At 65.9% G+C, this 23,811-nt stretch carries 16 protein-coding genes; 14 read left to right on the top strand and 2 right to left on the bottom strand.

The features are described from left to right. Positions 1 to 70 precede the first annotated feature (70 nt). The 4 genes from VT03_RS28275 to VT03_RS33855 all read left to right on the top strand — a co-directional run bounded on the left by VT03_RS28275 (position 71) and on the right by VT03_RS33855 (position 4,898). The gene (locus tag VT03_RS28275; RefSeq protein WP_075096111.1) at positions 71 to 1,588 is read left to right on the top strand and encodes a glutamate synthase subunit beta; all 1,518 of its coding nucleotides are present in this window, start codon (positions 71 to 73) and stop codon (positions 1,586 to 1,588) included. Between the two features lie 38 nt (positions 1,589 to 1,626). Next, positions 1,627 to 1,788, top strand: a complete 162-nt coding sequence (locus VT03_RS33860) for a hypothetical protein (RefSeq protein ID WP_156514819.1) — start codon at positions 1,627 to 1,629, stop codon at positions 1,786 to 1,788. Between the two features lie 615 nt (positions 1,789 to 2,403). Beyond that, complete coding sequence (locus VT03_RS28270; RefSeq protein ID WP_075096110.1) at positions 2,404 to 4,377, top strand: sigma-54-dependent Fis family transcriptional regulator; 1,974 nt, start codon at positions 2,404 to 2,406, stop codon at positions 4,375 to 4,377. After that, positions 4,374 to 4,898 carry a hypothetical protein gene (locus tag VT03_RS33855; protein WP_156514818.1) on the top strand — a complete coding sequence of 175 codons (525 nt, stop codon included), beginning with the start codon at positions 4,374 to 4,376 and terminating at the stop codon, positions 4,896 to 4,898. The genes VT03_RS28270 and VT03_RS33855 overlap by 4 nt, the downstream gene beginning before the upstream one ends. Before the next feature lie 59 nt (positions 4,899 to 4,957). Here VT03_RS33855 and panB read toward each other — a convergent pair whose 3' ends face one another. Continuing rightward, positions 4,958 to 5,767 (bottom strand): 3-methyl-2-oxobutanoate hydroxymethyltransferase, encoded by an 810-nt coding sequence (gene panB, locus VT03_RS28260; RefSeq protein WP_075096108.1) that lies wholly within the window; start codon positions 5,765 to 5,767, stop codon positions 4,958 to 4,960. Positions 5,768 to 6,432: 665 nt separating this feature from the next. Between panB and VT03_RS28255 the strand changes: the two genes are divergently transcribed. From VT03_RS28255 to VT03_RS28240, 4 genes are all read left to right on the top strand, one after another. Next, positions 6,433 to 7,137 (top strand): zinc ribbon domain-containing protein, encoded by a 705-nt coding sequence (locus VT03_RS28255; RefSeq protein WP_156514817.1) that lies wholly within the window; start codon positions 6,433 to 6,435, stop codon positions 7,135 to 7,137. Between the two features lie 79 nt (positions 7,138 to 7,216). Then, positions 7,217 to 9,421 carry a vWA domain-containing protein gene (locus VT03_RS28250; protein ID WP_075096106.1) on the top strand — a complete coding sequence of 735 codons (2,205 nt, stop codon included), beginning with the start codon at positions 7,217 to 7,219 and terminating at the stop codon, positions 9,419 to 9,421. A 259-nt stretch (positions 9,422 to 9,680) separates the two neighbouring features. Continuing rightward, the gene (locus VT03_RS28245; protein ID WP_075096105.1) at positions 9,681 to 10,682 is read left to right on the top strand and encodes a PstS family phosphate ABC transporter substrate-binding protein; all 1,002 of its coding nucleotides are present in this window, start codon (positions 9,681 to 9,683) and stop codon (positions 10,680 to 10,682) included. Between the two features lie 92 nt (positions 10,683 to 10,774). Further along, complete coding sequence (locus VT03_RS28240) at positions 10,775 to 12,052, top strand: YbaY family lipoprotein (RefSeq protein WP_075096104.1); 1,278 nt, start codon at positions 10,775 to 10,777, stop codon at positions 12,050 to 12,052. Positions 12,053 to 12,697: 645 nt separating this feature from the next. Here VT03_RS28240 and VT03_RS28235 read toward each other — a convergent pair. Then, entirely contained in the window at positions 12,698 to 13,882 is a 1,185-nt protein-coding gene (locus tag VT03_RS28235; RefSeq protein WP_075096103.1) for an alpha/beta hydrolase, read from the bottom strand. Between the two features lie 237 nt (positions 13,883 to 14,119). Here VT03_RS28235 and VT03_RS28230 point away from each other — a divergent pair, with 237 nt between their 5' ends. The 6 genes from VT03_RS28230 (at position 14,120) to VT03_RS28205 (ending at position 23,765) form a co-directional block, all read left to right on the top strand. After that, positions 14,120 to 15,346, top strand: coding sequence for a Glu/Leu/Phe/Val family dehydrogenase (locus tag VT03_RS28230; RefSeq protein ID WP_075096102.1), 1,227 nt, complete (start codon positions 14,120 to 14,122; stop codon positions 15,344 to 15,346). Between the two features lie 117 nt (positions 15,347 to 15,463). Then, positions 15,464 to 16,066, top strand: coding sequence for an FHA domain-containing protein (locus tag VT03_RS28225; protein WP_075096101.1), 603 nt, complete (start codon positions 15,464 to 15,466; stop codon positions 16,064 to 16,066). 607 nt (positions 16,067 to 16,673) lie between these two features. After that, entirely contained in the window at positions 16,674 to 19,280 is a 2,607-nt protein-coding gene (locus VT03_RS28220) for a PSD1 and planctomycete cytochrome C domain-containing protein (protein WP_075096100.1), read from the top strand. A 65-nt stretch (positions 19,281 to 19,345) separates the two neighbouring features. Next, entirely contained in the window at positions 19,346 to 20,800 is a 1,455-nt protein-coding gene (locus VT03_RS28215; RefSeq protein WP_075096099.1) for a DUF1501 domain-containing protein, read from the top strand. A gap of 418 nt (positions 20,801 to 21,218) precedes the next feature. Then, positions 21,219 to 22,595: an argininosuccinate lyase gene (gene argH / locus VT03_RS28210; RefSeq protein WP_075096098.1), complete on the top strand. Its 1,377-nt coding sequence runs from the start codon at positions 21,219 to 21,221 to the stop codon at positions 22,593 to 22,595. Between the two features lie 285 nt (positions 22,596 to 22,880). After that, on the top strand, positions 22,881 to 23,765 hold the full coding sequence (locus tag VT03_RS28205; RefSeq protein WP_075096097.1) for a hypothetical protein: 885 nt from the start codon (positions 22,881 to 22,883) through the stop codon (positions 23,763 to 23,765). Positions 23,766 to 23,811: the final 46 nt, after the last annotated feature.

Here is a 23,811-nt window from a genome sequence, read left to right as displayed (position 1 = left end):
GGGAGCGGAAGCGGTGTCAGGCCACCGAGCGAAACCGACCACAGAACACTGACGACTGAAAACTGCCGCCATGGGTAAGCCGACCGGATTCAAGGAATACGCCCGCAAGACCGCCGACGAGCGGGGGCCCGAGCTCCGCATCCTCAACTGGAACGAGTTCGCCGAGCCGCTCTCGAACGACGATCTCAAGAAGCAGGGGGCCCGCTGCATGGACTGCGGGATCCCGTTCTGCCACACCGGCGACCTGATGGCCGGGATGGCGGCGGGCTGTCCGCTCCACAACCTGATTCCGGAATGGAACGACCTCGTCTACCACAACCTGTGGCGCGAGGCGATCGACCGTCTCCACAAGACGAACAACTTCCCCGAGTTCACGGGACGGGTCTGCCCGGCGCCGTGCGAAGGCTCCTGCACGCTCGGCATCCACGAGCCGCCGGTCGCCATCAAAACGATCGAACGGTCGATCGTGGACCGCGCGTTCGACGAGGGCTGGATCGTCCCGGTTCCACCGAAGTCGCGGACCGGGAAGAAGGTCGCCGTTGTCGGCTCCGGCCCGGCTGGACTGGCCGCGGCGGCGCAGCTCAACAGCGCCGGGCACGAGGTGACCGTCTACGAGCGGGCCGACCGCATCGGGGGGCTCCTGATGTACGGCATCCCGAACATGAAGCTCGAAAAGCCGATCGTCGAGCGGCGGGTGAACCTCCTTCGCGATGAAGGGGTGAAGTTCGTCGTCAACACGGAAATCGGCAAGGACCTTCCGGCCAAGGACCTGATGGCGCAGTTCGACGCCGTCGTCCTGGCGGTCGGATCGACCGCTCCGAACGACTTCTTCGGCAAGACTCCCGGACGGCAGCTGAAGGGGATCCATTTCGCGATGGAGTTCCTGCACGCCAACACGAAGAGCCTCCTCGACTCGAACCTGGAAGACGGAAAATACCTCTCTGCCAAGGGGAAGCACGTCATCGTCATCGGCGGGGGGGACACGGGGAACGACTGTCTCGGGACGTCGCTCCGCCACGGCTGCCAGAGCCTCGTCAATTTCGAGGTCGTCCCGCAGCCGCCGAAGACCCGGGCCGCGAACAATCCCTGGCCGCAGTGGCCGCGGGTCTACAAGCCCGACTACGGCCACACCGAGGCGGCGGCCCAGTTCGACTACGACGCCATGCCCGGCAAGACCCTGAAGGGGGATCCGCGGGAGTACTCGATCCAGACGACTGAGTTCCTGGGCGACGGAGCCGGGAACCTCAAGGCGATCAAGACCGTCCGGCTCGACTGGTCGAAGCCCGCCAATGGCGCTCCGTTTTCGCCGGTCCCCGGATCGGAGCAGGAGTGGCCGGCCGACCTGTGCTTCCTGGCCCTCGGTTTCCGCGGTCCGGAGCAGATCATCGCCGAGCAGCTCGGCCTCGAAAAAGACCCGCGGTCGAACTTCAAGGCGGACTACGGCAAGTACGCTACGAACATCCCCGGCGTCTTTGCCGCCGGGGACTGCCGCCGCGGCCAGAGCCTGATCGTCTGGGCGATCAACGAAGGCCGCGAGGCCGCCCGCGAGTGCGACCGTTATCTGATGGGGAAGACGGCCCTGCCGTAATCCATTCTCCTCCCGCGTCCTGGCCAGAGGATCCGCGCATGGATTGGTTCACCGACCTGCCCGTCTGGGCCCGGTACGGCGCTGCGCTAGCGGTGCTCGCCGTGGCCTTCGGCCTGCAGATGGCGACGAACACAATCTACGTGTGGATCTACGGTTTCGGCTTCGCGATGCTTCTCGCAGCCATGATCTTCCGGGAGTAGCTCCCGGGGCATTCGCCGATTGGTGGTCGTCCAATACGGTCATACCGGGTCCAGGGGCACCCTGGTCAGGGGGTGCAGGGGGCAGAATGCCCCTTGCCCGCCGGAGGCCCTCTCGTCGAGAGATGTCTGAAGGAGTGAGTTTCCAAACGCGGACACCGTGTCGTATGCCCCCTCACCAACCCGCGGGGATTGCAAGGCCAGCGGTGTGGTTGGAGGGAGTCCTCAACGCTCGTACCACAAAGGGGACGTCCGTTGCTTACCACGGTTCCCCATCGAAAATGCCTCCGGCGGCAAGGGGACGTGGCCCCCTTGACCCCAGGCTGCCGTAGCACGTTGGGTTTGAGCTATGGGAATCGCGCCGGCCAAGACGCGGCTCGAACCATCCCGTCCGTCGTTGACCGACCACCATCCAGCCAAAGCACCCGTCTCACTGGCGGGCTGCTCGCGAGCCAATTTGGCAATCCAGGCAAACCCTGCGGCCCCCGCACGGCCGAACTGACGTCGCCGGGACGTGAAACCTTTATCGCAACTGGAGAAATCGCGACATCCCAGTACCATGAGCGCCATCAATCAGGCACAAACGTCACAAATGCCTGGTCAGTTGGATATCGCATCATGTCGACTCGATGGATGAAGTGGAACGAGCACCCGTGGCTGCACCGTTCCAATCCCGGCTCTTCGCTCGCTCAATTGTGCGACAGATTGGCGTCGCTCGCGGTCGCCGCCACGACGGTTCCCGGCTATCTGGGCCAGGCGCTGCCGGAGCTGGGAGCCTACTTCTCCGTCAACTGGACGGCGCTCGTCCGCCGGATCGACCAGCAGTGGAAGCTCGTCGCGGAACACGGAATCGCCGGGTCGGTCTCGCTCCCTGGCCAACTCCTCGATGAGGTGCAGGACCGGGAGAGCGCCGCCGCCGCCCCGGCGGGGGGCGGGATCGCCTCGCCGATGATCGTCGTCCCGATCGCGTCGCAGGATCGCCCCGTTCTCGTCCTCTCGGGAGCCAGCCTCTCCGAAAACCAACTCCCTGACGCTCTCGTCATCGGCCGGCTGCTGGCGACCACCCTTTCGAGCGTCGCCTCCCTCGAAGCGACCGATCGGCGGCTCGGGCGGCTGCGGAAGATCCTCGAAATGGCCGGGACGCTCGCTTCGGAGCGGGAGACCCAGGCGCTCCTCGAACGGATCGCCTCGGAGGCGACGCGGCTCCACAACTCGGACCGGGCCAGCATTTTCCTCTGGGACCGGGAGATGAAGCACCTCGTCGCCTGCCCGGCCCTCGGCGTCGAGGGGGGGAAACTCTGGATTGCCGACAACAAGGGGATCGTGGGGGACGTCGTCCAGACCGGGAAGATCATCCGCGTCGACGAGGCGTATTCGGACAAGCGGTTCGACCCCAGCGTCGACAAGTCGACCGGCTACCGGACGCGGAACCTGCTCTGCGTTCCGCTCGTCAACGCCTCCGGCCAGCGGATCGGGGCCTTCGAGCTCATCAACAAGCTCTCGGGCCCCTTCACCCCCGACGACGAGGAGAGCCTGCAGCAACTCGGAATCCAGGTCGCGGTCGCGGTCGAGAACGCCCAGGAGCGGGACCAGCTCATCCGCAGCAACCGCCAGCTCACCGAGCAGCTCACGGGGGGGACTTCGATCATCGGGGAAAGCCCGGCGATCGCCGCCATGCGGGGGACGATCGAGCGGCTGGCGGCGACGGATCTTCCGGTCCTCGTCCTCGGCGAGAGCGGGACCGGCAAGGACGTGGCGGCCCAGTCGCTGCACTACCGCGGCCCGCGGAGCTCGCACCCCTTTATCGCGGTCAACTGCGCGGCCCTGACGGAGACGCTCCTCGAAAGCGAGCTCTTCGGCCACGAGCGGGGGGCGTTCACCGACGCCCACGCCACGCACGTCGGAAAATTCGAGCTGGCCCAGGGGGGGACGCTGTTTCTCGACGAGATCGGGGACATGAGCGTCGGCGGGCAGGCGAAGCTGCTGCGAGTTCTCGAGCAGAAGATCATCACCCGCGTCGGCGGGACCGTCCCGATTCCGGTGAACGTCCGAATCATCGCGGCGACGAACGCGAACCTCGCCGAGCTCGTCCGCCAGAAGAAGTTCCGGCAGGACCTCTATTACCGGCTCAGCGTCGTGACGGTCGAGATCCCGGCCCTCCGCGACCGGCCGGAGGACGTGATCCCGCTGGCCGAACACTTCCTCACGCGGTTCTGCCGGCAGGCTAACCGCCGCCCGCTGGGGATGTCCGCCGAAGCCCGCAAGCGTCTCCAGGCCCACACGTGGCCGGGGAACGTCCGCGAGCTGCGAAACCTGATGGAGCGGGTCGCCTTCCTGTGCGCCGGCGACAAGGTCGAGGCGGACGACCTCGCCTTCATCCTCAGCCCCGAACGGGACTCGTTCCACGACATGGCGGACGGTTTAGGTCTGGCCGAGGCGACGGATCGGTTCCAGCAGGAGTACATCCGCCGGTCGGTAAAGCGGGTCCAGGGGAACATGACCGAAGCGGCCAAGACCCTGGGTCTGCACCGGTCGAACCTCTATCGCAAAATGCGGCAGCTGGGGATGCCGGTGGACGACGTGAAGGAGTGAAAGCGATGATAACTCGCGTTCAATCGGTGGATGTCGGCTGTGAACCATCTCCTTCCGGTTCTGGCGAAGTTTTAATTCAGGATTACCTGGAAACGTACCTGCTATTCGCTGCCAGGTCGAAAGAAGTGGGAGAAAGAGGGTTCCTCACAAATTTAGGGGTCGCGGTCCTCCTATGCAAAGATTGTTCGGCGTCCAGCTTTGGCTATCCCAATGATGAAGGCCTCCAAGAACATCCACTCTATGCTCATGGGATCGCCGACTGCGGAAGCTCTTTTCTAGAAGTCGTCGATTCACCTTGGGTCGCGGAAATGGCGTCGCGGAAGCTGGCGTCTGCGCGCCGCATTTGGGGCGCCCGACAGATGGACTGGGAATGGGCGAAAGACCATTCGATGAGGCACTTTATTGTCACGCTGAACGAGAAGACGTTCGAGTGCCTGGCATCGGAGCTTCGTGTGGAAAAGTTCTGTCAGACCTATGACGAGGCGCTAGCGTTTGTCTGGCAGCGTTTCGGGGAGCACTGACCTTTTCTCGACAACACAACGAATCGGGCGGTTTCGCCCCCGACGCCGAGGCTTAGTCGCTATTTGTGTGCGTGCGACTCATCCGGGAAGCGGCCTTCGCGGACATCTTCGGCATAGGCCCGCGTCGCGTCCGTGATCGCCGCCCGGAGGTCGGCGTAGGCTTTCAGGAACTTCGGTTTGAACCCCGTCAGGCCCATCATGTCGGGCGTCACGAGCACCTGGCCGTCGCAGTGCGGTCCGGCGCCGATGCCGATCGTCGGGATCGCCACCGCTTCGGTGATCGCCTTGGCGGCGTCCTGCGGGATCAGTTCGAGGACGATCGAGAACGCCCCGGCGTCGGCCGCGGCTTTAGCGTCCTTGAGAAGCTGGTCGGCGTCCCGCTGGATGGCGGACATCCGGCCGTACTTTCGCACCGACTGCGGACGCATGCCGATGTGGGCCATGACGGGGATGTCGACTTTCGCCAGGGCGGCGATGGTTTCGGCCTGTCCTTCGCCCCCTTCGAGCTTCACCGACGACGCACCGGTCTCCTTGAGGATCCGCCCGGCGTTCTTCACCGCCTGCCGCGGGCTGACCTGGTAGGACATGAACGGGAGGTCGACGATCACGAGGGCCCGCTTGGCCGCGCGGGCCACCATCTCGCCGTGGTAGATCATCTGGTCGAGCGTCACGGGGAGCGTGCTGCTCCGCCCCTGAACGACCATCCCGAGTGTGTCCCCGACCAGGATCGCGTCGATGCCGGCTTCGTCGAGGATCGAGGCCCAGAGGTGGTCGTAGGCGGTCAGGACCGAGAGCCGTCGCCCCTCGGCCTTCGCTTTGACGAAATCGGGAACCGTGATCGCACGAGCGGGTTTGGGAGTGCCTTGCATGAGACTGTCTCTATCACACGCCGCGGGGAACGCCAAGCGTCGTGATGCTCTGGGGAAGGGAAGGGGAGGGGGAGAAGCGGAATGCATCCGCCCTACTGTCGACGCCGGGAAGCGAACGTCGGTTCGGGGGGATTCGCCGATTGGCGGTCGCCAAATCGGCCCTACCGGGTCCAGGGGGACCCTGGTGGGGGATGCAAGGGGGCAACGCCCTCTTGCCCGCCGGAGGCCCTCTCGTCGAGAGATGTCTGAAGGAGGACGTGTCCAAGCGCGGACACCGTGCCGTATGCCCCCCTCACCAACCCACGGGGATTGCAAAGCCAGCGGTGTGCTGTGAGGGAGTCCTCATAGCCGGTACCACAAAGGGGACATCCGTTGTTTACCAAGGTTCCTCACAGGAGTGCCTCCGGCGGCAAGGGGTTACCCCCTTGACCCCGGCTGCCGTGGCACATTGGGTTTGAGCTATGGAAGCTGCACCGGCCAGGACGCGGTTCGAGCCAACCCGTACCTCGCCATCCAGCGAACACAATCCCATCGGCTCCCACCAAAGACCGGCGGGGCGACAACCACATCCGACTCCGTTATGCTGTGAAGGAGTGACGGATTTTCGGCTCGCCCGACGGACCGGTGTGGGAGTCGGCGGACTGGAAGTGGGGGAGCGGGACTGCATGGCTTCGGCGAAACTCGATCTGACAAAACTGCATCGGCTGCAGCTGGCCCTCAAGGAAGTCCAAGATCAGCTCAACCGCGGACCGCGTCAGGTCAAGGCCCGCGAGAACGTGATGGCCCAGGTCGATGCCGAGCGGCAGGCCAAGGAAGACGAGCTCAAGCAGGCCCGGGCCGCGGTCGACCGCAAGAACCTCGACCTCAAAACGAACGAGGCCAAGCTCAAAGACCTCGACCGCAAGCTCAACGAGGCGTCGAACAACAAGGAATACGACATCCTGCGGGGCCAGATCGCAGCGGACAACGCCGCCAACAGCGTCCTCCAGGATGAGGTGCTGGAACTCCTCGACCGGGTCGACAAGATCCAGCAGGAAATCGTCGAGGTGAAGGCCAAGCGGGTGAAGGCGGAACAGGAGCGGGACCGCGTCGCGGCGGAGTTCGCCAGCAAGTCCAACGACCTCAAGCAGCAGGAAGCAGGACTCCTGGGACAGGTGGCCGAGGCCGAGAAGGAGATTCCTCTCACGATCCTCGACCGGTACCGCCGCCTCGTCGAGGCCCATGGGGCGGACGCCCTGGCAAGCACCGACCGCGGAATGTGCAACGCCTGCTACGTCTCGCTCACCTCGCAGCAGCAGATGATCATCCAGGATCACGCGCTCGTCTTCTGCAGCTCGTGCGGGCGGCTCCTGTATCATCCGACCGCCTAGGGCGCGGGACCGGGACGGGGGCAGGAGACCGGACAGCTCATTGGTGTCATAGCTCGGTGGCGACAACCGCAGGTCCCTCTTGGAAATCGGCGTTCTCAATCCGGCGATGCTCTGGGGGCTCCTGGCCCTTTCGCTGCCGGTCATCGCCCACCTGCTGAGCCGGCGGAAGTTCGACGTCGTCAAATGGGGGGCGATGCAGTTCCTGCAGCTCCGCAAGAAGACCCGCCGCCGCGTCCGCCTCGAAGAACTGCTCCTCCTGCTCCTGCGGATGGCGGTCATCGCCATCCTGGTCTACGCCCTCTCGCGGCCCTTCGAGCGGGGGCTGTTCTCGACGCCCCCCACCGTCTCGCGGGACCTCGTCTTCATCCTCGACGGCTCCTACAGCATGGGCTGGGAGGGGAAGGACCAGACGCCCCATGCGGCCGGCGTCCAGTGGATCCACCGAACGCTGGAGACGCTCAAGCCGCAGGACACCGTGGCCCTGCTGGACGCCCGGGAGCAGGTCCGTCCGCTGGTCGACTTCGCCTCGACGGACCGCTCGTTCGTTCAGAAGCGGCTCGCCGAGATTGCCCCCCCTTCGGGGACCTCGAATCTCCCCGCTGCGGCCGCCCGCGCCATGCAGATTCTCTCCACGACGAACAACGTCTCGCGGGAGGTGGTGATCCTGACGGACTCGCAGCGGCTGCCGTGGAAGGTGGATGACGTCTTCCAGTGGACGCGGTTCGACGACCTGCGGAAGCAGGCGGACATCAACGCCGCCGTCTGGATGGTCGATCTCGTCGGCGAAGACGTCCGCGAGCGGGTGAACTACGCGGTCGACCGTCTGGAGCTGTCGCGGGAGATGACGGTCCCGGGGTTCCCAATCAAGATCGCCACGACGGTCCACCAGTCCGGCGGGACGCAGACCCGCCGGCAGGTCTACCTGGAGGTCAACGGGCAGCGGCTCAAGGAGAAGACACTCGCGGTCAATCTTCCTCCGAACGGGGAAGCGAACGTCGTGTTCGAGCACACGTTCCCCGTGGCGGGATCGCACGTCCTGAGCGTGACGCTCGACGGCGACCATCTCCCGGGAGACGACCGGTCGGATGCGGCGGTCGTCGTCTCGCCGGGGGTGCCGGTCCTGATCGTCGACGGAGCCCCGTCGCTCGATCCGCCGCGGAGCGAATCGTTCTTCGTCCGGATGGCGTTCCTGGCGGTCGGGAAGTCCGCCTGGGTCGTCCCGACGACAATCGCAGCCCGGGACTTCACGTCGAAGTCGCTGGAAGGGCAGCGGTGCGTGTTCCTCATGAACGTGGCGCAGCTCTCGGACGCCCAGCTCACGGCGCTCCACGACTACGTCGCCCAGGGGAACGGCCTGATCCTCGCCCCCGGTGACCAGGTCGACACGGCCGCCTTCAACAAGCTGGCGGCCACGCCGGCAGGCCAGTGGCTCCCCGCGACGCTCGGCAAGTCCCGCGTCGCGGAACAGCTCGGCCTGGGGCCCGCCCGCGTCGACAGCGACAACCTCGAGGCCCCCTGGCTGCAGCGGTTCCGGAAGTCGGAGAAGGGGATCGACTTGTGGGAGGCCCGCTTCAGCCGCTGGTGGGAACTGAAGCCGATGGCGGTTGCGGCCGAGCAGGAGGCCTCGTCCCCCGCTCCCTACACGGTGATGAAACTCGACAACGGCGACCCGTTCGTGTTGGGCCGGAACGTCGGCAAGGGGGTCGTCCTGCAGTTCGCCGGTCCGCTCGACGGGGACTGGGGGACGCTGATCGGCCGGAACGACTTTGTCCCGTTCCTGCACGAGATGGTCTTCGCGGTCGCCGCGTCGCGGACCGGCCGCAACGTCGATGTCGGCGTCCCGCTGACAACGCCGATCCCGGCGGACTGGCCCGACCAGCTCGCCATCGACGGGCCGGACGGAAAGCCGCTCTCCGTCGAGGTCGTCGGCAAGGGGCCTGAGCGGGTCGCCCGATCTCCGGCGACCACCTTGCCCGGCGTCTACCGGCTCCATCCCGAAGGACCGAACGCAGCCGAGGAAGTGTTCGTCGTCCACAGCGACCGGGCGGAGTCGGACCTGACCGGCCTGGCGGCGACGGATCGCGAGTTCCTGGGGAAGGACGGCCGCGTGCAGTTCGCCGCCAAGCCCGCGGACCTCTCGGCCAAGGCGGTCGACCGGACTTCGCGGAACGAGATGTGGTGGCTCCTGCTCCTGAGCCTTCTCGCGCTGCTGATCTTCGAAACGCTCATGACGCGGCGGCTCGTCCGCGGGGGTCACGCGGTCCTGGAGCCGCAGCCCGCGTGACGTGGGCACGTTGAAAGCGGCGCCAAGACGAGCTTTTCCCAAGCTGACTGAAAACTCGTCTTGAGGCAGATTCCGCCGATTCCCTATAGTCCCGCGCTCGCAGGCTTCTGCACGCCATTGTTTGGGGGGCGATCAGGAACACCATGCCCCCGCCCCGGTTGGCTTTCCCGTTGAGGGAATCTCCATCGAGGCCGTGTCGAGTCTCAGGCCGGTTGCCGATGGACCGGTCCCGTTTCAGACCCAGGGAGGAGGTTTCTTCATGTTGAAGCACGGAGCAAAACTGTTTGCTGCTCTGGCCGTGCTGTGCACGTTCTTCGCGTCCGCAGCCCCCGTCATGGCCCAGGCCGCGCTGGACCCCCAGCTCGGGCCCTACCGTCCCGGTCTGGAACCGATCAAGGGTCGGCTCAAGCTCATCGGCTCGGAAACGATGTCCGGCGTCGCCGCCGTCTGGAAGGACAGCTTCGAGCGGTTCCATCCGGACGTGACCGTCGAGGTCGTGGTCAAGGGCTCGATCAACGCCGTCAACTCCGTCCGCGACGGGGAAGCCCACTTCGGCCTCCTCAGCCGCGAAGTGCTCGCTGAAGAAATCAAGGAATTCACGGACAAGAAGGGCTATCCGCCCCACATGCTCGTCTCCTGCCTCGAGCGGCAGGCGATCTACGTCCATATCGACAACCCGATCCAGGGTCTGACCGTCGCCCAGCTCGACGCCATCTTCTCCTCCACGCTCAAGCGGGGAGCCAAGAAGCAGGCCCAGACCTGGGGCGACCTCGGCATCAGCGGCCCGATGGCCGCCCAGCCGATCTCCTGCTTCGTCCGCAGCCCGACCACGGGCTCGCAGATCTTCTTCCAGGAAGTGGTCCTGATGGGTGGGGAGTTCCACAAGGGTTGCCTCCGCCAGGAAGACAACCTGGAGATGGTCAAGAACATCGCCAAGAGCCCGAGCGCCGTCGGCTTTGCCGGCGCGACCTACGAGTACCCGGGGACCAAGGCGGTGCCGATCGCGACACAGGAAGGGGGGGAATACTTCCCGATCGACTGCCTGCCGAGCGCGACCGGTTCCTACCCGCTCGTCCGCCCGCTGCAGCTCGTGGTCAACCACGCTCCGAAGACCAAGCTCAGCCCGCTGGAAGGGGAGTTCATCAAGTACGTCTTCAGCCGGATGGGCCAGGAAGACGTCGTGAAGGCCGGTTTCACCCCGGTCTCCTCGAAGCCGGCTCAGATCGCTCTCGACTCGGTGGACCTCAAGGCCGTCGAGTAATCCGCTGCTCCCGTCTTTCTCCCATCATTCATTCGAACGCCTGGCCGGACGCCCGGCGTTCGCGATAAGAAACACATCGGAAGGAGTCTTTCATGAAACCGTCCGTTTGGGGTGCCGCGGTCCTGGCCTTGAGCGCGGGAACCGCGCTGGCCGTCGACCCCCAGCGCCCTGCTTCGAGCCAGTACCAGTCGATCATCCCGACCTCGACGTCGGGTACGTACTACAACCCGGCCCTGAACAACATTCCGGGCGCCGTCACGCCGTCGCTGTCGTATCCCGGCGGGTTTGACTTCCAGCCGTCGATCGACCGGAGCCGGATCGCCGTCCCCGGAACGGTCAACGTGCCGGTGCCGGATCCGTCGCGGATCAACCCGTCGATCGTTTCCGGGGGAACGCAGCAGCCGCGGTGGCGGCTGGGCGTGTACTCCAAGGACACCGACACGGGCGTCCGCATCGTTCAGGTCGTCCAGGGTGGCTCCGCCGCCCGGGCCGGTCTCGAGCCGGAAGACGTGATCATCTCCGTCAACGGATTCCAGGTCGGTTACGTCAACGGCACGCTCTATGACACGAGTTCCGAGTTCGAGCGGCTCGCCGATCGCAACGGCTGGGTCAACATGCTCGTCATGGACCGCCGCAACCGGATGCTGGTCAACCTGCCGGTCCAGCTCGACTCGCGGCTGTCGCGGATCACCGGCCAGATCACCTATCGGGACAACTACCGCCTGCCGGCGAACTCGATCGCTCTCGTCGAGCTCAAAGAGATCGTCCGGCCCGGTGCCCCGATGGTGACGCTGAACACCCGGCGGATCGTGACGACGCAGAACCAGTACCCGGTCCCGTTCGAGATCGACTTCGATCCGCAGCTGGTCGACTCCCGCCGGACGTACGTCCTGACGGCGAGCATCGTCACCGGCGGGCAGACTATGTACATGATGCAGCAGCCGGTCCAGGTCCTGGCCCCTGGCTCGTCGAACCAGCTTTCGCTCGTTCTCGATCGCGTCACGGCCTACAACGGCGTTGGCAATCCGTATGCCTCGCGCGATCAGCAGATCGAGCGGGTCGTCGCGTGGTTCCGGGAGTACCTCAAGCGCGATCCGAGCGCCCAGGAGCTCCTCGTCTACCAGAGCCAGTTCGACCGTGGCCTGACGATGCAGGACGTCCAGGCGGACATCCTCGGCATGCCGCTGGTGTGGAATCAGGCGGACCGGGACAAGGTGCAGTACATCGTCAATCTGCACCAGATGCTGATCGGCCGTCAGCCGACGAACGAGGAACTGCAGTACTGGCTGAGCCGGTACGATGCTCAGCAGGGGATCCGCCGGGATCTCGCTCGCGAGTTCCTGGCCGCCGTCGGCAACCCGGGATATTGAGCGAGTTGTTGGTTGTCAGTTGTCAGTTGTCAGTGATCGCTGCCGCTCTTTGAGCGGCAGCTGATCACAGCGAAGAGAGAGGAGCGGGGCAACACTCCGCTCCTCCTAGACTTGCCTCCTCAAGACGGGAGGCGGCTGGAATGTCCGGTCGCCTTCCGTTTTTCTATTGGTGAGGACTGAGGATTGCGCGGTCGTTTGTGAACGATGGAGGCGCGGGGAGCAGGGAGGCAGGGCGCAACCAGCATCGCCAGTCAACCGGGGTCCAGGGGGAACCCCTGGTGGGGGATGCAAGGGGGCAACGCCCTCTTGCCCGCCGGAGGCCCTCTCGTCGAGAGATGTCTGAAGGAGTGAGTGTCCAAGCGCGGATACGGTGTCGTATGCCCCCTCACCAACCAGCGGCGATTGCAAAGCCAGCTACGTGGTGTGAAGGCGTGCTCATAGCTGTTTCCACAAAGTGGACGCCCGTTGTGTCCCACGGTTCCTCATGGAAGTGCCTCCGGCGGCAAGGGGGCGTGGCCCCCTTGACCCCAAGCTGCCGTGGCACATTGGGTTTGAGCGAGCAGAGTCGTGCCGGCAAGAACGCGGTTCGAGCCGACCGCCACCCCGAAACGGGCGGCGGCGGGCCCGACACCGCACATCGGACTTCTAGTTCTGCAGATTGAAGTCGAAGGTGTTGTCCCCTTCCTTCACCTCGGCAACCAACGCCCCCTTCGGAGGGCTGATTTCCTTGATGTTCTCGATCGTCGGGTGCGGCTCAACCGCCCCCAGGTCGCGAATCGTCACCTGCGAAACACCGACCGCCGCGCCGCGGACCGCAGGAATGTCGAACTTGCCGTCCCGGACCATCGCCCATCCGGCCGGCGCGTTCTCATCTTCCTTCGGCGTCAGGGTAATCGTCCCCCAGCGGAGCGGCTTCCCCTGGACGGTGATCATCCCCTTCACGTGCGCCCGCTTCTTCGTCGAGAGCAGGCCGCTCGAGCGGAGCCAGCCATGCAGCTGGTTCATCCACGTCTCGACCTCCGGCTCTCCGGGCGCCATGCCGACACCGTGCGGTCCCCACTGATAGATGTGGAGTTCGGCCGGGACGCCGTTCTTCAGAAGGGCCGAGTAGTAGGCCACGCTGTTCTCCGCCGGAACACCCCGGTCCTCGCTCGTGTGGAACAGGAAGGCCCGCGGGGTCTCCTTCGTGACGTGCAGGTCGTTCGAGAGCTCCTTCAGCTGCTCATCGGTCGCCTTGTCGCCGAACAGGTTCTTGCCCGATCCCTTGTGTGAGTACTCCGCCGACAGGCTGACGACCGGGTAGCCGAGGACGGTGAAGCTCGGGCGGCAGCTCAGCCGGTCGATCGGGTCCTGACTGTCGGCCTTCCCGAGGTCGTAATGCGTCGAAACGGTCGAGGCGAGGTGCCCGCCGGCCGAGAAGCCCATCACGCCGACGCGGTCCGGATCGACCTTCCACTCGGCCGCCTTGGACCGCACCGTGCGGATGGCCCGCTGGACGTCCTGCAGCGGGGCAGGGTGGCGGTAGCGGGGGGCGAGCCGGTACTGCAGGACGATGCCGGTCACGCCGATGTCCCGATACCACTCGGCGAGCTGGTGTCCCTCGTGGTCGTAGGCCAGAACGGCGTATCCGCCGCCGGGACAGATCACGACCGCCGCCCCGGTGTTCTTCTCGGGGGCCGGGGGATAGACCCGGATGCTCGGCTTGTCGCTCGTCTCCGTGCCGACGGCGCCCGGTGCGCCGTCCGGCCAGAGCAGAAGCGGTTCGGGGCCGACGCCCCGCGCGAGACCCGGCGCGGCGAGCAGTGCGAGAAGAACGAACAGAGAGCGCATGAGAGAGTCCTTGCCAATGGGATCGGGACGCAAAGCGAACGAGTTCGTCCGGCATCATGCAGTCTCATGCGGAATGTTCAATCTTGCGGGGGAGAATCGAGAGCGCCGGTCCACCGGAGGGTCGCGGCCTGGGGGCATTCGCCAGGCCCGGCGCCGCGGAATCGCTCTCCCCACGCATTCCGTAGCGAACTACCATTCCAACTCCCTGACTCTCTTCTTTGTGCTCGGAACCACCTCATGGGACAGCTCCCCTCCGCCCGGTACTTCGACGAAGCCGCCACACTGATCGGACTCTCGCCGGCGGACCGCAAGCTGCTGCTGACGCCGCTCCGGGAAGTCAAAGTCCAGGTCGCCATCCGCATGGAGAGCGGCGAGACCGCGACGTTCCTGGGCTACCGCGTCCAGCACGACAACGCCCGCGGCCCCATGAAAGGGGGGATGCGGTACCACCCCCACGTCGACGCCGATGAAGTTCTCGAGCTCGCCTCGCTGATGACCTGGAAGACCGCGGTCGTCGACCTTCCCTACGGCGGGGCGAAGGGGGGGATCAGCGTCGATCCCAAGACCCTCACGAAGCACGAGCTGGAGCTCCTGACCCGCAAGTTCGTCGATCAGATCCACGATGTGATCGGCCCGCACAGCGACATCCCCGCTCCCGATATGGGAACGAACGCGCAGGTCATGGCCTGGATGACGAACCAGTACGAAAAGTACCACGGCCACAGCCCTGCCTGCGTGACCGGCAAGCCGCTGGAGCTGCACGGGTCCGAAGGGCGCGAGGAAGCGACCGGCCGGGGCGTCTCGGTCATCACGCAGGCGCTCCTCCGCAAACTTGGGAAGGACGTGCGCGGCGTGACGATCGCCCTGCAGGGGTTCGGGAACGTCGGCAGCTACACCGCCCGGTTCCTGCACGAAGCGGGGGCGAAGATCATCGCCATCTCCGACGCGACGGGAGGGATCCACAACCACGGCGGCCTCGACATCCCGGCGCTGCTGAAATACGCCGGTACGGGACAGGGAGTCAAGGGATTCGGCGGGGGATCGCCGGTGACCAATGAAGAGGTCCTCGCCGCCGACGCCGAGGTCCTCATCCCCGCGGCGCTCGGTGGCGTCATCACCCGGGAAAACGCGGGGGACATCCGCGCCAAGTACGTCATCGAGGCGGCCAACAGTCCGACGCTCCCGGAAGCGGATGAGATCCTCAGAAGACGGGACGTTGTGGTCGTCCCGGACATCCTGGCGAACGCGGGAGGGGTGACGGTGAGCTACTTCGAGTGGGTGCAAAACCTCCAGCACTACCGCTGGGACCTCCCGGAGATCCGCGAGAAGCTGGAAAAGCAGATGACCCTGGCGTTCGAGTCGGTCTGGTCGGAGGCGGCGATGCGGAAGGTCTCGCTGCGGACCGCCGCTTTCATCCTGGCGGTCAGCCGGGTCCGCCGAGCGACCGACCTCGCCGGGTTCTGAGTCGGCCCTGGCATCAGCCGGCCAGTTTTCCGAACTCAATCTCGCTCTCCTTCGCTCCGGTCGGTACTCTGACCGGTGGGCGGGCAGCCAGGCTCTTCGAAACCGTTGGGCGTCAGCATGCACCTCCTCATCATTCAGACCGGAAAGCACAAGGGTAAGAAGCTCAAGCTGGCGGAGGCGCAGGTCGTCGTCGGCCGCGACGAGGACTGCCGCATCAAGATTGCCTCGTCGGATGTCAGCCGCCAGCACGCCCTCCTGATCCCCGTCGAAGACGGAGTGCTGGTCCGGGACCTTGGAAGCCGCAACGGCACGTTCGTGGATGGCGTTCCGATCCAGGGAGAAGTCCTGTTGCGGCCGGGCGGAACGCTGTCGGTCGGTCCGCTGACGTTCGAGTTGAGCGGGGGCGATGGCCGTAAGGCTCCGATGGGAGCGCGGCCGGCCGCCAAGAAGGCCAACGACCCCAAGCTCTCCGACGACGATATTGCCAGCTGGCTCGCGGAAGAGGGGGCGCTGCTCAGCTCCGACACGACGATCGTCTCCGGCTCGACGCCGAGCAGCGACAGCTCCGGCCTGAGACTCGCGGCCCCCGCTCCCAGCTCAGGTCCTCCGCCGGCTCCGCCGCGGAAGAAGAAGGAGTTCCGATCGGTTGCCGAGGAGGCGGCGGACATCATCCGTCGTCACCGCGAGGCGCTTGAAGCGTCGGCGGATGCTCCAACGTAGCCGCCTGGTTCACGTGCGAGAGCTCGACCGCCACGTCGTCGGATGAGGGCCAGCGGCGAACGCAACATGTGTCGGTCTCTCGAAGCACGTCCTTGCCGGCCGAGCTCGATAGCTCAAACCCAACATGCGACGGCCGCTGGGGTCAAGGGGGCCTCGCCCCCTTGCCGCCGGAGGCACTTCCATGAGGAACCGTGGGACACAACGGACGGCCGTCTTGTGGTACCAGCGTTGAGGACTCCCTCACAACACACCGCTGGGTTTGCAGTCTCCGCGGGGTGGCGAGGGGGGCATACGGCACCGTGTCCGCGCTTGAACACGCCCTCCTTCAGACATCTCTCGACGAGACAGCCTCCGGCGGGCAAAGGGCATTCTGCCCCCTGCACCCCCTGACCAGGGTCCCCCTGGACCCGGTTGAGTTGCGCTATCAGCGAAGATGCAGCCTCCCACTGCGCGATTCGAACCATTCCACGAAAGTTCGGCTCAATTCCATCCTGCTCCGGATCTCCCCTCAGGAAACGCTTCTCCTCGGCCGACCGAATGAATAAACTCCGGTTTATCCCACCTGCGCGCTCACAACTCTTCCCTCCGCCCGCCCTCGAGTCGCCACGTGCTGAATCCCCTTCGCTGCTTCTGCGTGGCGTGCCTGTTCCTCTGGAACGGAACCGCTAACGCCGGCGATGCACCGCTCCGCTTTGAGTCCCATGTCCGCGGCCTCCTGAAAACCCACTGCTGGCATTGCCACGGCGAGGAAGAGAAGCCCGAAGGGGGCCTCGACCTGCGGCTCGTCCGGTTCCTGTCCAAGGGAGGAGAGTCCGGCCCGGCGATCGTCCCGAACCAGCCCGAAGCCAGCCTCCTCATCCAGCGGATCGAGTCGGGCGACATGCCGCCAGGGGACAAGAAAGTCTCCCCGGAAGAACTGGCCCTCCTCAAGCAGTGGATCCGCGACGGAGCCCAGACGCTCCGCCCGGAACCAGAGACCATCAACGTCGATTCGCCGTGGACCGAGGAAGAGAAGGGCTATTGGGCCTTTCAGCCCGTGCGGCGACCCGCTGTTCCGGCCGTGAAGGAAACCGAGCAGGTCCGGACGCCGATCGACGCCTTCCTGCTGAAGTCGCTGGAAGAGAAGGGGGTGTCGCTTTCACCGGATGCGGATCGGCGAGTCCTGATCCGCCGGCTGTCGTTCGATCTGACCGGGCTGCCGCCGACGCCGCAAGAGACCGAGGCGTTCGTCCAGGACACGGCTCCGCTCGCCTACGAGCGTCTCGTCGATCGGCTGCTGGAGAACCCCGCCTACGGCGAGCGTTGGGGCCGGCACTGGCTCGACGTCGCCGGCTACGCCGACAGCGATGGATACACCGAGGTGGACAATGTCCGCCCCTGGGCCTTCCGCTACCGGGACTACGTCATCCGCGCCTTCAACGACGACAAGCCGTTCGACCGGTTCCTGGTCGAACAGCTCGCGGGAGACGAACTCCTGACGCCCCCATATCAGAACCTCGCGCCGGACCAGGCGGATCTCCTGGCGGCGACCGGCTTCCTGCGGATGGCTCCCGATGGGACCGCCGGCGGCGCGGACGCCAACACGGCCCGCAATGACGTCGTGGCCGACACGATCAAGATCGTCTCATCGTCGGTCCTGGGGATGACGGTCGGCTGTGCCCAATGCCACGACCATCGGTACGACGCGATCTCGCACGTCGACTACTACCGCTTCCGGGCGATCTTCGAGCCCGCCCTCGACTGGAAAAACTGGCGAGTCCCCAACGGGCGGCTCGTCAGCCTGTGGCAGCCCGCGGAGGTCCAGAAGGCGGCCGATGTCGACAAGGAGATCCGCGCGATCTCGACGCAACGCGGCGAAGCCCTGGACGACATCGTCCAGGACATCCTGCAGAAGGAACTCGCCAAGCTCGACGGGGAGCTCGCCTCCGAAGCGGCCTACGCCCGTGACCTTCCTGAGAAGGACCGGCCGCCGCAGCTCGCCCAGATCCTCAAGGATTTTCCGAGCCTCAACGTCTCGCGGGGGAGCGCCTACCTATACGAGCCGAAGCGAGTCAAAGACCACAACGACAAGTTCGACAAGCTGACCGCCGAGACGAAGGCCCAGCGGCCCGCCGATCAGATGGTGGCGTGCCTCACCGAAGTCCCGGGCAAGGTTCCTCCGACGAAGCTCTTCTCCCGCGGCGACTTCAATCAGCCGCGGCAGGACGTCACTCCCGGCGAGCTGAGCGTCCTCGGGGATCTCGTGGCCGCGATCGCCCCGGACAATCCGGCGATTCCGACGACCGGCCGGCGGCTCGCCTTCGCGAAGTCGCTCACAAGCGGCAAGCATCCGCTCGTCGCTCGGGTCCTCGTCAACCGGATCTGGATGAACCACTTCGGCCGCGGAATCGTGGCGAGCGCCGGTGACTTCGGCATCCTCGGCGCCCGGCCAACCCACCCCGAGCTTCTCGACTGGCTCGCGGACGAGTTCGTCCAGAACGGATGGAGCGTCAAGCACCTGCACCGGCTGATCCTGAACTCGACCGCCTTCCGCCAGTCGTCCGCCCGCACAGCGGAACTCGACCGTGTCGATCAGGACAACCTCCTCCTCGGCCGGATGCCGCTGCGGCGGCTGGAGACGGAAGTCATCCGGGACTCGATTCTCGACATCGCCGGCACGCGCAGCGACCGGATGCTCGGCCCCGCCTCGACGGTCCTTCCGGACGACGTCGGACAGATCATCGTCGGCGACGGTGAGCGGGACGGGAACGGGATCCTGATCGGTAAGGCCAACGGCGCCGGAGACACGGCAACCCGTCGCAGCATCTATGTCCAGGTCCGCCGTTCGATGCCGCTGGGGATGCTGGAGCCGTTCGACGTCGCGTCGACCGCTCCCAACTGCGAGGTCCGGAACGTCTCCACCGCCGCGCCGCAGTCGCTCCTGCTGATGAACAGCGACTTCATCCTGAAGCAGTCCGAGGCGTTCGCCCAGCGCGTCCAGAGTACCGCCGGGGACGATGTGGCTGCCCAGGTTCGGCACGCCTGGGAGCTCGCCTTCGGAGAGGCGCCGGCGACGGAGGTCGTCTCCGATGGTTCCGCATTCGTCGAAGCGCAGCGGGTCCACTTCGCAGCGCATCCCAATCCGGCCAAGAACGCCCTGCCGGCACCGACGCAGGCCCTCGCGCTCTTCTGCCAGTCGCTCCTCTGTTCGAACCGGTTCCTGTACGTCGACTGACCCCCGCCCGGTTCGGCCGGTCCGTCACGTCCTCGTCCCGCTCACGCACATCGCCCCAGACTGCCATGCCCGCACGCAACTCCTCCTGCCTCTCCCGCCGGCACTTCCTCGCCGGTCAGGGCTTCGGACTCGCCGGACTGGCGATCGCCTCGCTTCTCCGCCAGGACGGGCTGCTCGCCGCGCCGCCTAAGCCGAAACCGGCCCTCGAGAAGCCGACCTTCGATCTCCTGCTCAAAGCGACGCCGAAGGCTCCGCAGGCGACGGCGATGATCTCCCTGTTCATGCAGGGGGGGCCGAGTCATATCGACATGTTTGATCCCAAGCCGGAGATCAACAAACGTCACATGACGAAGTTCGACGGGGACATCAAGTACGACAACGCGGCCGAGTCGAGCGCCAAACTCTACGGCTGCCCCTGGAAGTTCGAACCCCGCGGCGAGTGCGGGATGGAACTGAGCGAACTCCTCCCGTGTCTGTCCGACACCTGCGACGACATCACCCTGATCCGCTCGATGCAGACCGGGGTCAACAACCACGGTCAGTCGCTCTACGCCCTCAATACCGGCCGGATCACGGTGGGCCGGCCGTCGCTGGGATCGTGGCTGACCTACGGCCTCGGCTGCGAGACGCAGAACCTTCCCGCGTATGTCGTCCTCTCCGATCCCGGCGGGCTGCCGGTGCTGGGGACCGATATGTGGTCGAACGGCTGGCTGCCCTCGCTCTACCAGGGGACAGTCGTCCGGCCGAAGGAGCCGCGGATTCTGAACCTCAATCCGCCGCCGCACCTGGCCGGAGCGCCGCAGGACCAGTTTCTGAACTTCCTCGGCAGCATGAACCGCCAGCACGCCGCGGCGCATCCTGGCGAAAGCGATCTTCAGGCCCGGATCGCGAGCTACGAGCTCGCGGCCCGGATGCAGTCCGCTGCCAAGGAGGCGCTCGATATCTCGAAGGAGACCGAGTCGACGCACAAGATGTACGGGCTCGATGAGGACGCGACCCGGGACTATGGGACGCGGTGCCTGATCGCCCGGCGGCTGATCGAACGGGGGGTGCGGTACATTCAGATCTTCACGTCGACGCAGCAGTGGGACCACCACGGCGGAATCCTCAAGTCGCTTCCGGCGGCCTGCAAGAAGACCGACAAGCCGAGCGCGGCGCTCGTGAAGGATCTCAAGCAGCGGGGGCTGCTCGATTCGACACTCGTTCACTGGGGAGGCGAGATGGGTCGGCTGCCGGTGATCCAGAACGAAAAGAACATCGGCCGCGACCACAACACCTATGGTTTCAGCATGTGGCTGGCCGGGGGGGGCGTGAAGGAGGGGCACATTCACGGCGCGACCGACGAGTTTGGTCACAAGGCGGTTCAGGATGTGGTGAACCATTTCGATTACCACGCGACGCTGCTGCACCTGTTTGGTTTTGGGACCGACGATCTGGCGTTCACGCGGCCGACGGGGCCGGAGACGCTGCTGGCGGGGAATACTGGGCGGATCGTGAAGGAGATTCTGAAGCGGGGGTAGGAGATGGCCGACGTCCATGCCGGCGCGGCTCGCATAGCTCAAAGCCAACGTGCCACGGCAGGCTGGGGTCAAGGGGGCCACGCCCCCTTGCCGCCGGAGGCAATTCGATGAGGAACCGTGGGGCACAACGGATGTCCGTTTTGTGGTACCGGCGTTGAGGACTCCCTCACACCACCCCGCTCGCTTTGCAATCCCCGCGGGTTGGTGAAGGGGGCATCCGACACGTCGTCCGCGCCTGGACACGCACTCCTTCCAACAGTGTCCGACGAGACAAGCCTCCGGCGGGCAGGGGGTGGCCCCTGCACGCCACCAGGGCATCCGCCCTGGACCCGGTCCACTGGCACACTCCCTTGATACTTGACGGCCCATCTCCGATACCTCCCTCCTGAAACCGCATTCAGCGTTGCCGAGGTCATCCGTGTCCCACAAAGCCTGGGGAGGCCGATTCTCCCAGCCGACCGACAAACGTGTCGAAGCCTTCACCGAATCCATCAGCTTCGACGCCCGCCTCGCCGACGTCGATATCACCGGATCCCAGGCCCACGCCCGCATGCTGGCCGACGTCGGCCTCCTGACCGCGACCGAGCGCGACCAGATCGTCTCCACGCTCGAAGAGATCCGGCAGGTCATCCACCGCGGCGAAATGCCGTGGCGGACCGAGCTCGAAGACATCCACATGCACATCGAGTCGGAGCTCATCCGCCGACTCGGAGACACGGGCCGAAAACTCCACACCGGACGAAGCCGCAACGACCAGGTCTCGACCGACATCAAGCTCTACGTCCGCGACGCGATCGACCACCTTGATCAGCTTCTCGAAACGGTCCAGCGGGCCTTCGTTTCCCGCGGCGAGCGGGACCTCGACGTCGTCCTTCCCGCCTACACCCATCTCCAGCGGGCCCAGCCGGTCTGCGCCACGCACTACTGGCTCTGCTACGCCGAGAAGTTCCAGCGGGACCGTGACCGCCTCGCCGACTGCCGGAAACGCGTCAACGTCTCGCCTCTCGGGGCGGCGGCCCTCGCCGGGACCTCGCTGCCGATCAACCGGCACAAGACGGCGCAGTACCTTGGCTTCGACGGTGTCGCGGCCAATAGCCTCGATATCTCGAGCGACCGGGACTACCTCGTCGAGTTCACGAGCGCGCTGGGCCTGATCGCCGCGCACCTCTCGACCTGGGCGGAAGAGTGGATCCTGTGGTGCACGACGGAGTTCGGGATCCTGCACCTGCCGGACGCCTTCACGACCGGCTCGTCAATCATGCCGCAGAAGAAGAACCCGGACGTCCTGGAGCTGACGCGGGGGAAATCGGCCCGCGTCATCGGGGCGGTCCAGCAGCTCTTCGTCCTCATCAAGGGGCTCCCGCTGGCCTACAACCGGGACCTCCAGGAAGACAAGCTGGCGATGTTCACCGCCTACGACACCGTGGCGGCGTGCCTCGACCTCGCGGCCCCGGTCGTCGAGCAGGCGGTCCTGAAGCGGGACGTCATCAACGCCCGCCTGGAGGACGGCTTCCTCGACGCGACGACCCTCATGGAGTACCTGATCCGCAAGGGAGTCCCGATGCGGAGCGGGCATGAGATCGTCGGGAAGCTCGTGGCGGACTGCGAAGCGGCGAAGAAGCGGCTGGCGGATCTTTCTCTCGCCGAGTTTCAGGCGGCGAACCCGCTGATCGAGAACGACGTGTACGAGTCGCTCGGCGCACGTAACGTCGTCCGGATGCTCCAGAGCTACGGGTCCGGGGGACTGGGGCCGGTGAAGGAGCAGCTCGCGGCGTGGACGAAGCGGCTGGGCTGAGTCTCCATCCGCGCCTCGACCGGCACGATCGCGGCCCGAGAGCCAGCGACCTTGTCGGTCGTATCGACGGCCGCCTCCAGCGACGCGCGGTGAGTCGGATGGGGCAAAGTGTGCCGCCTCCGGTGACTTCGTCGATCCTGCCCAGGATGGCTTCGAGCGCTCCCCGAAGCCACCGATTCCCCGTGGGTGCCGCCGGGAAAACTCTTCTGGCCGGAGGGCGAGTGATAGGGTTCCAGCACGGTGACCGGTGAGTTCGTTCACCCGTCCTGCTGTTGGAGCCTGATCATGTTCGGGATTCGCACGTTTCTCTTCGGGACCTGCGTCGGCCTCGGGGCCGGGTACTTCGCGATGAATTACCACGTCGTCCACGGGCCGGAAGGTCCGGTCGTCGTCGCCCGCACGGTCCGTCCGCCGCTGCGGAGCATCTACGTCGATGTCCGCAACTGGAGCCCCGCAATGTGGGAGCGGTATCCGGACGTCACCGCCGCGCTCGTCCAGGGAGGGAAGGGGGACCTGATCGCGAAGGGGGCGCTCAACCGGGCCCTCGGAACGCCGACCGAATCGGGCGCTCCCAGCTGGTCCACGCAGGACTATGCGTCAGGGATCAAGAGCAAGACCGAAGAGGGTTTCACCGACTTCATCGACTCCCTCCCGCCGATCAAGTTCGAGTCGGAAGAGCCGGCGCCGACACCTTCGACGATTCCCTCGCAGACGCGGCGGACGGATGAGGGCTCGATGGCTCCGACGACGAGCGATCCGATTGCCGCGACGCAGTCGCCCGCGCGGCTCGGGCAGTCGACCGACCCCGCCGCGAGTCCAGAGCAGTCATTCACGACGGCCAAGCCTCCGGCCCGCGTGAGCCCGACGGAAGTCACGTCGACCATCCCGTCGCAGCCCGCCAATCCCGCGTCGAGCAGTCTTCCGGAGACCGCGGCTCCGGCACGGGTCCAGTACGAGAATCCCCGCACGCTCCTGGGCGAGCCGGCGCCGCTGCCCCGAGCGACTCCGATCAGTTCGACGATCCCGCCGACTGTTCAGCAACGGGCGGTTCCCAATCCGGAAATCGGGTCGCCAATCGACGCTCTCAAGTCGCTCTTCGGCGGCGCCCCCTCGGGCCAGATCAGCGCCGCCCCGCGGACAGACCGGACGATCCGGACGCCGGCGTTCTGAGACGCCCGCTCGCGGCAACGGCCAACGAAAAAGCCAAGACTCCGAT

The sequence above is a fragment of the Planctomyces sp. SH-PL14 genome, from assembly GCF_001610835.1.
Lineage (GTDB): Bacteria > Planctomycetota > Planctomycetia > Planctomycetales > Planctomycetaceae > Planctomyces_A.
Note: the sequence above shows the minus strand (reverse complement) of the source record. Positions and strands in the feature narration are given on the sequence as shown.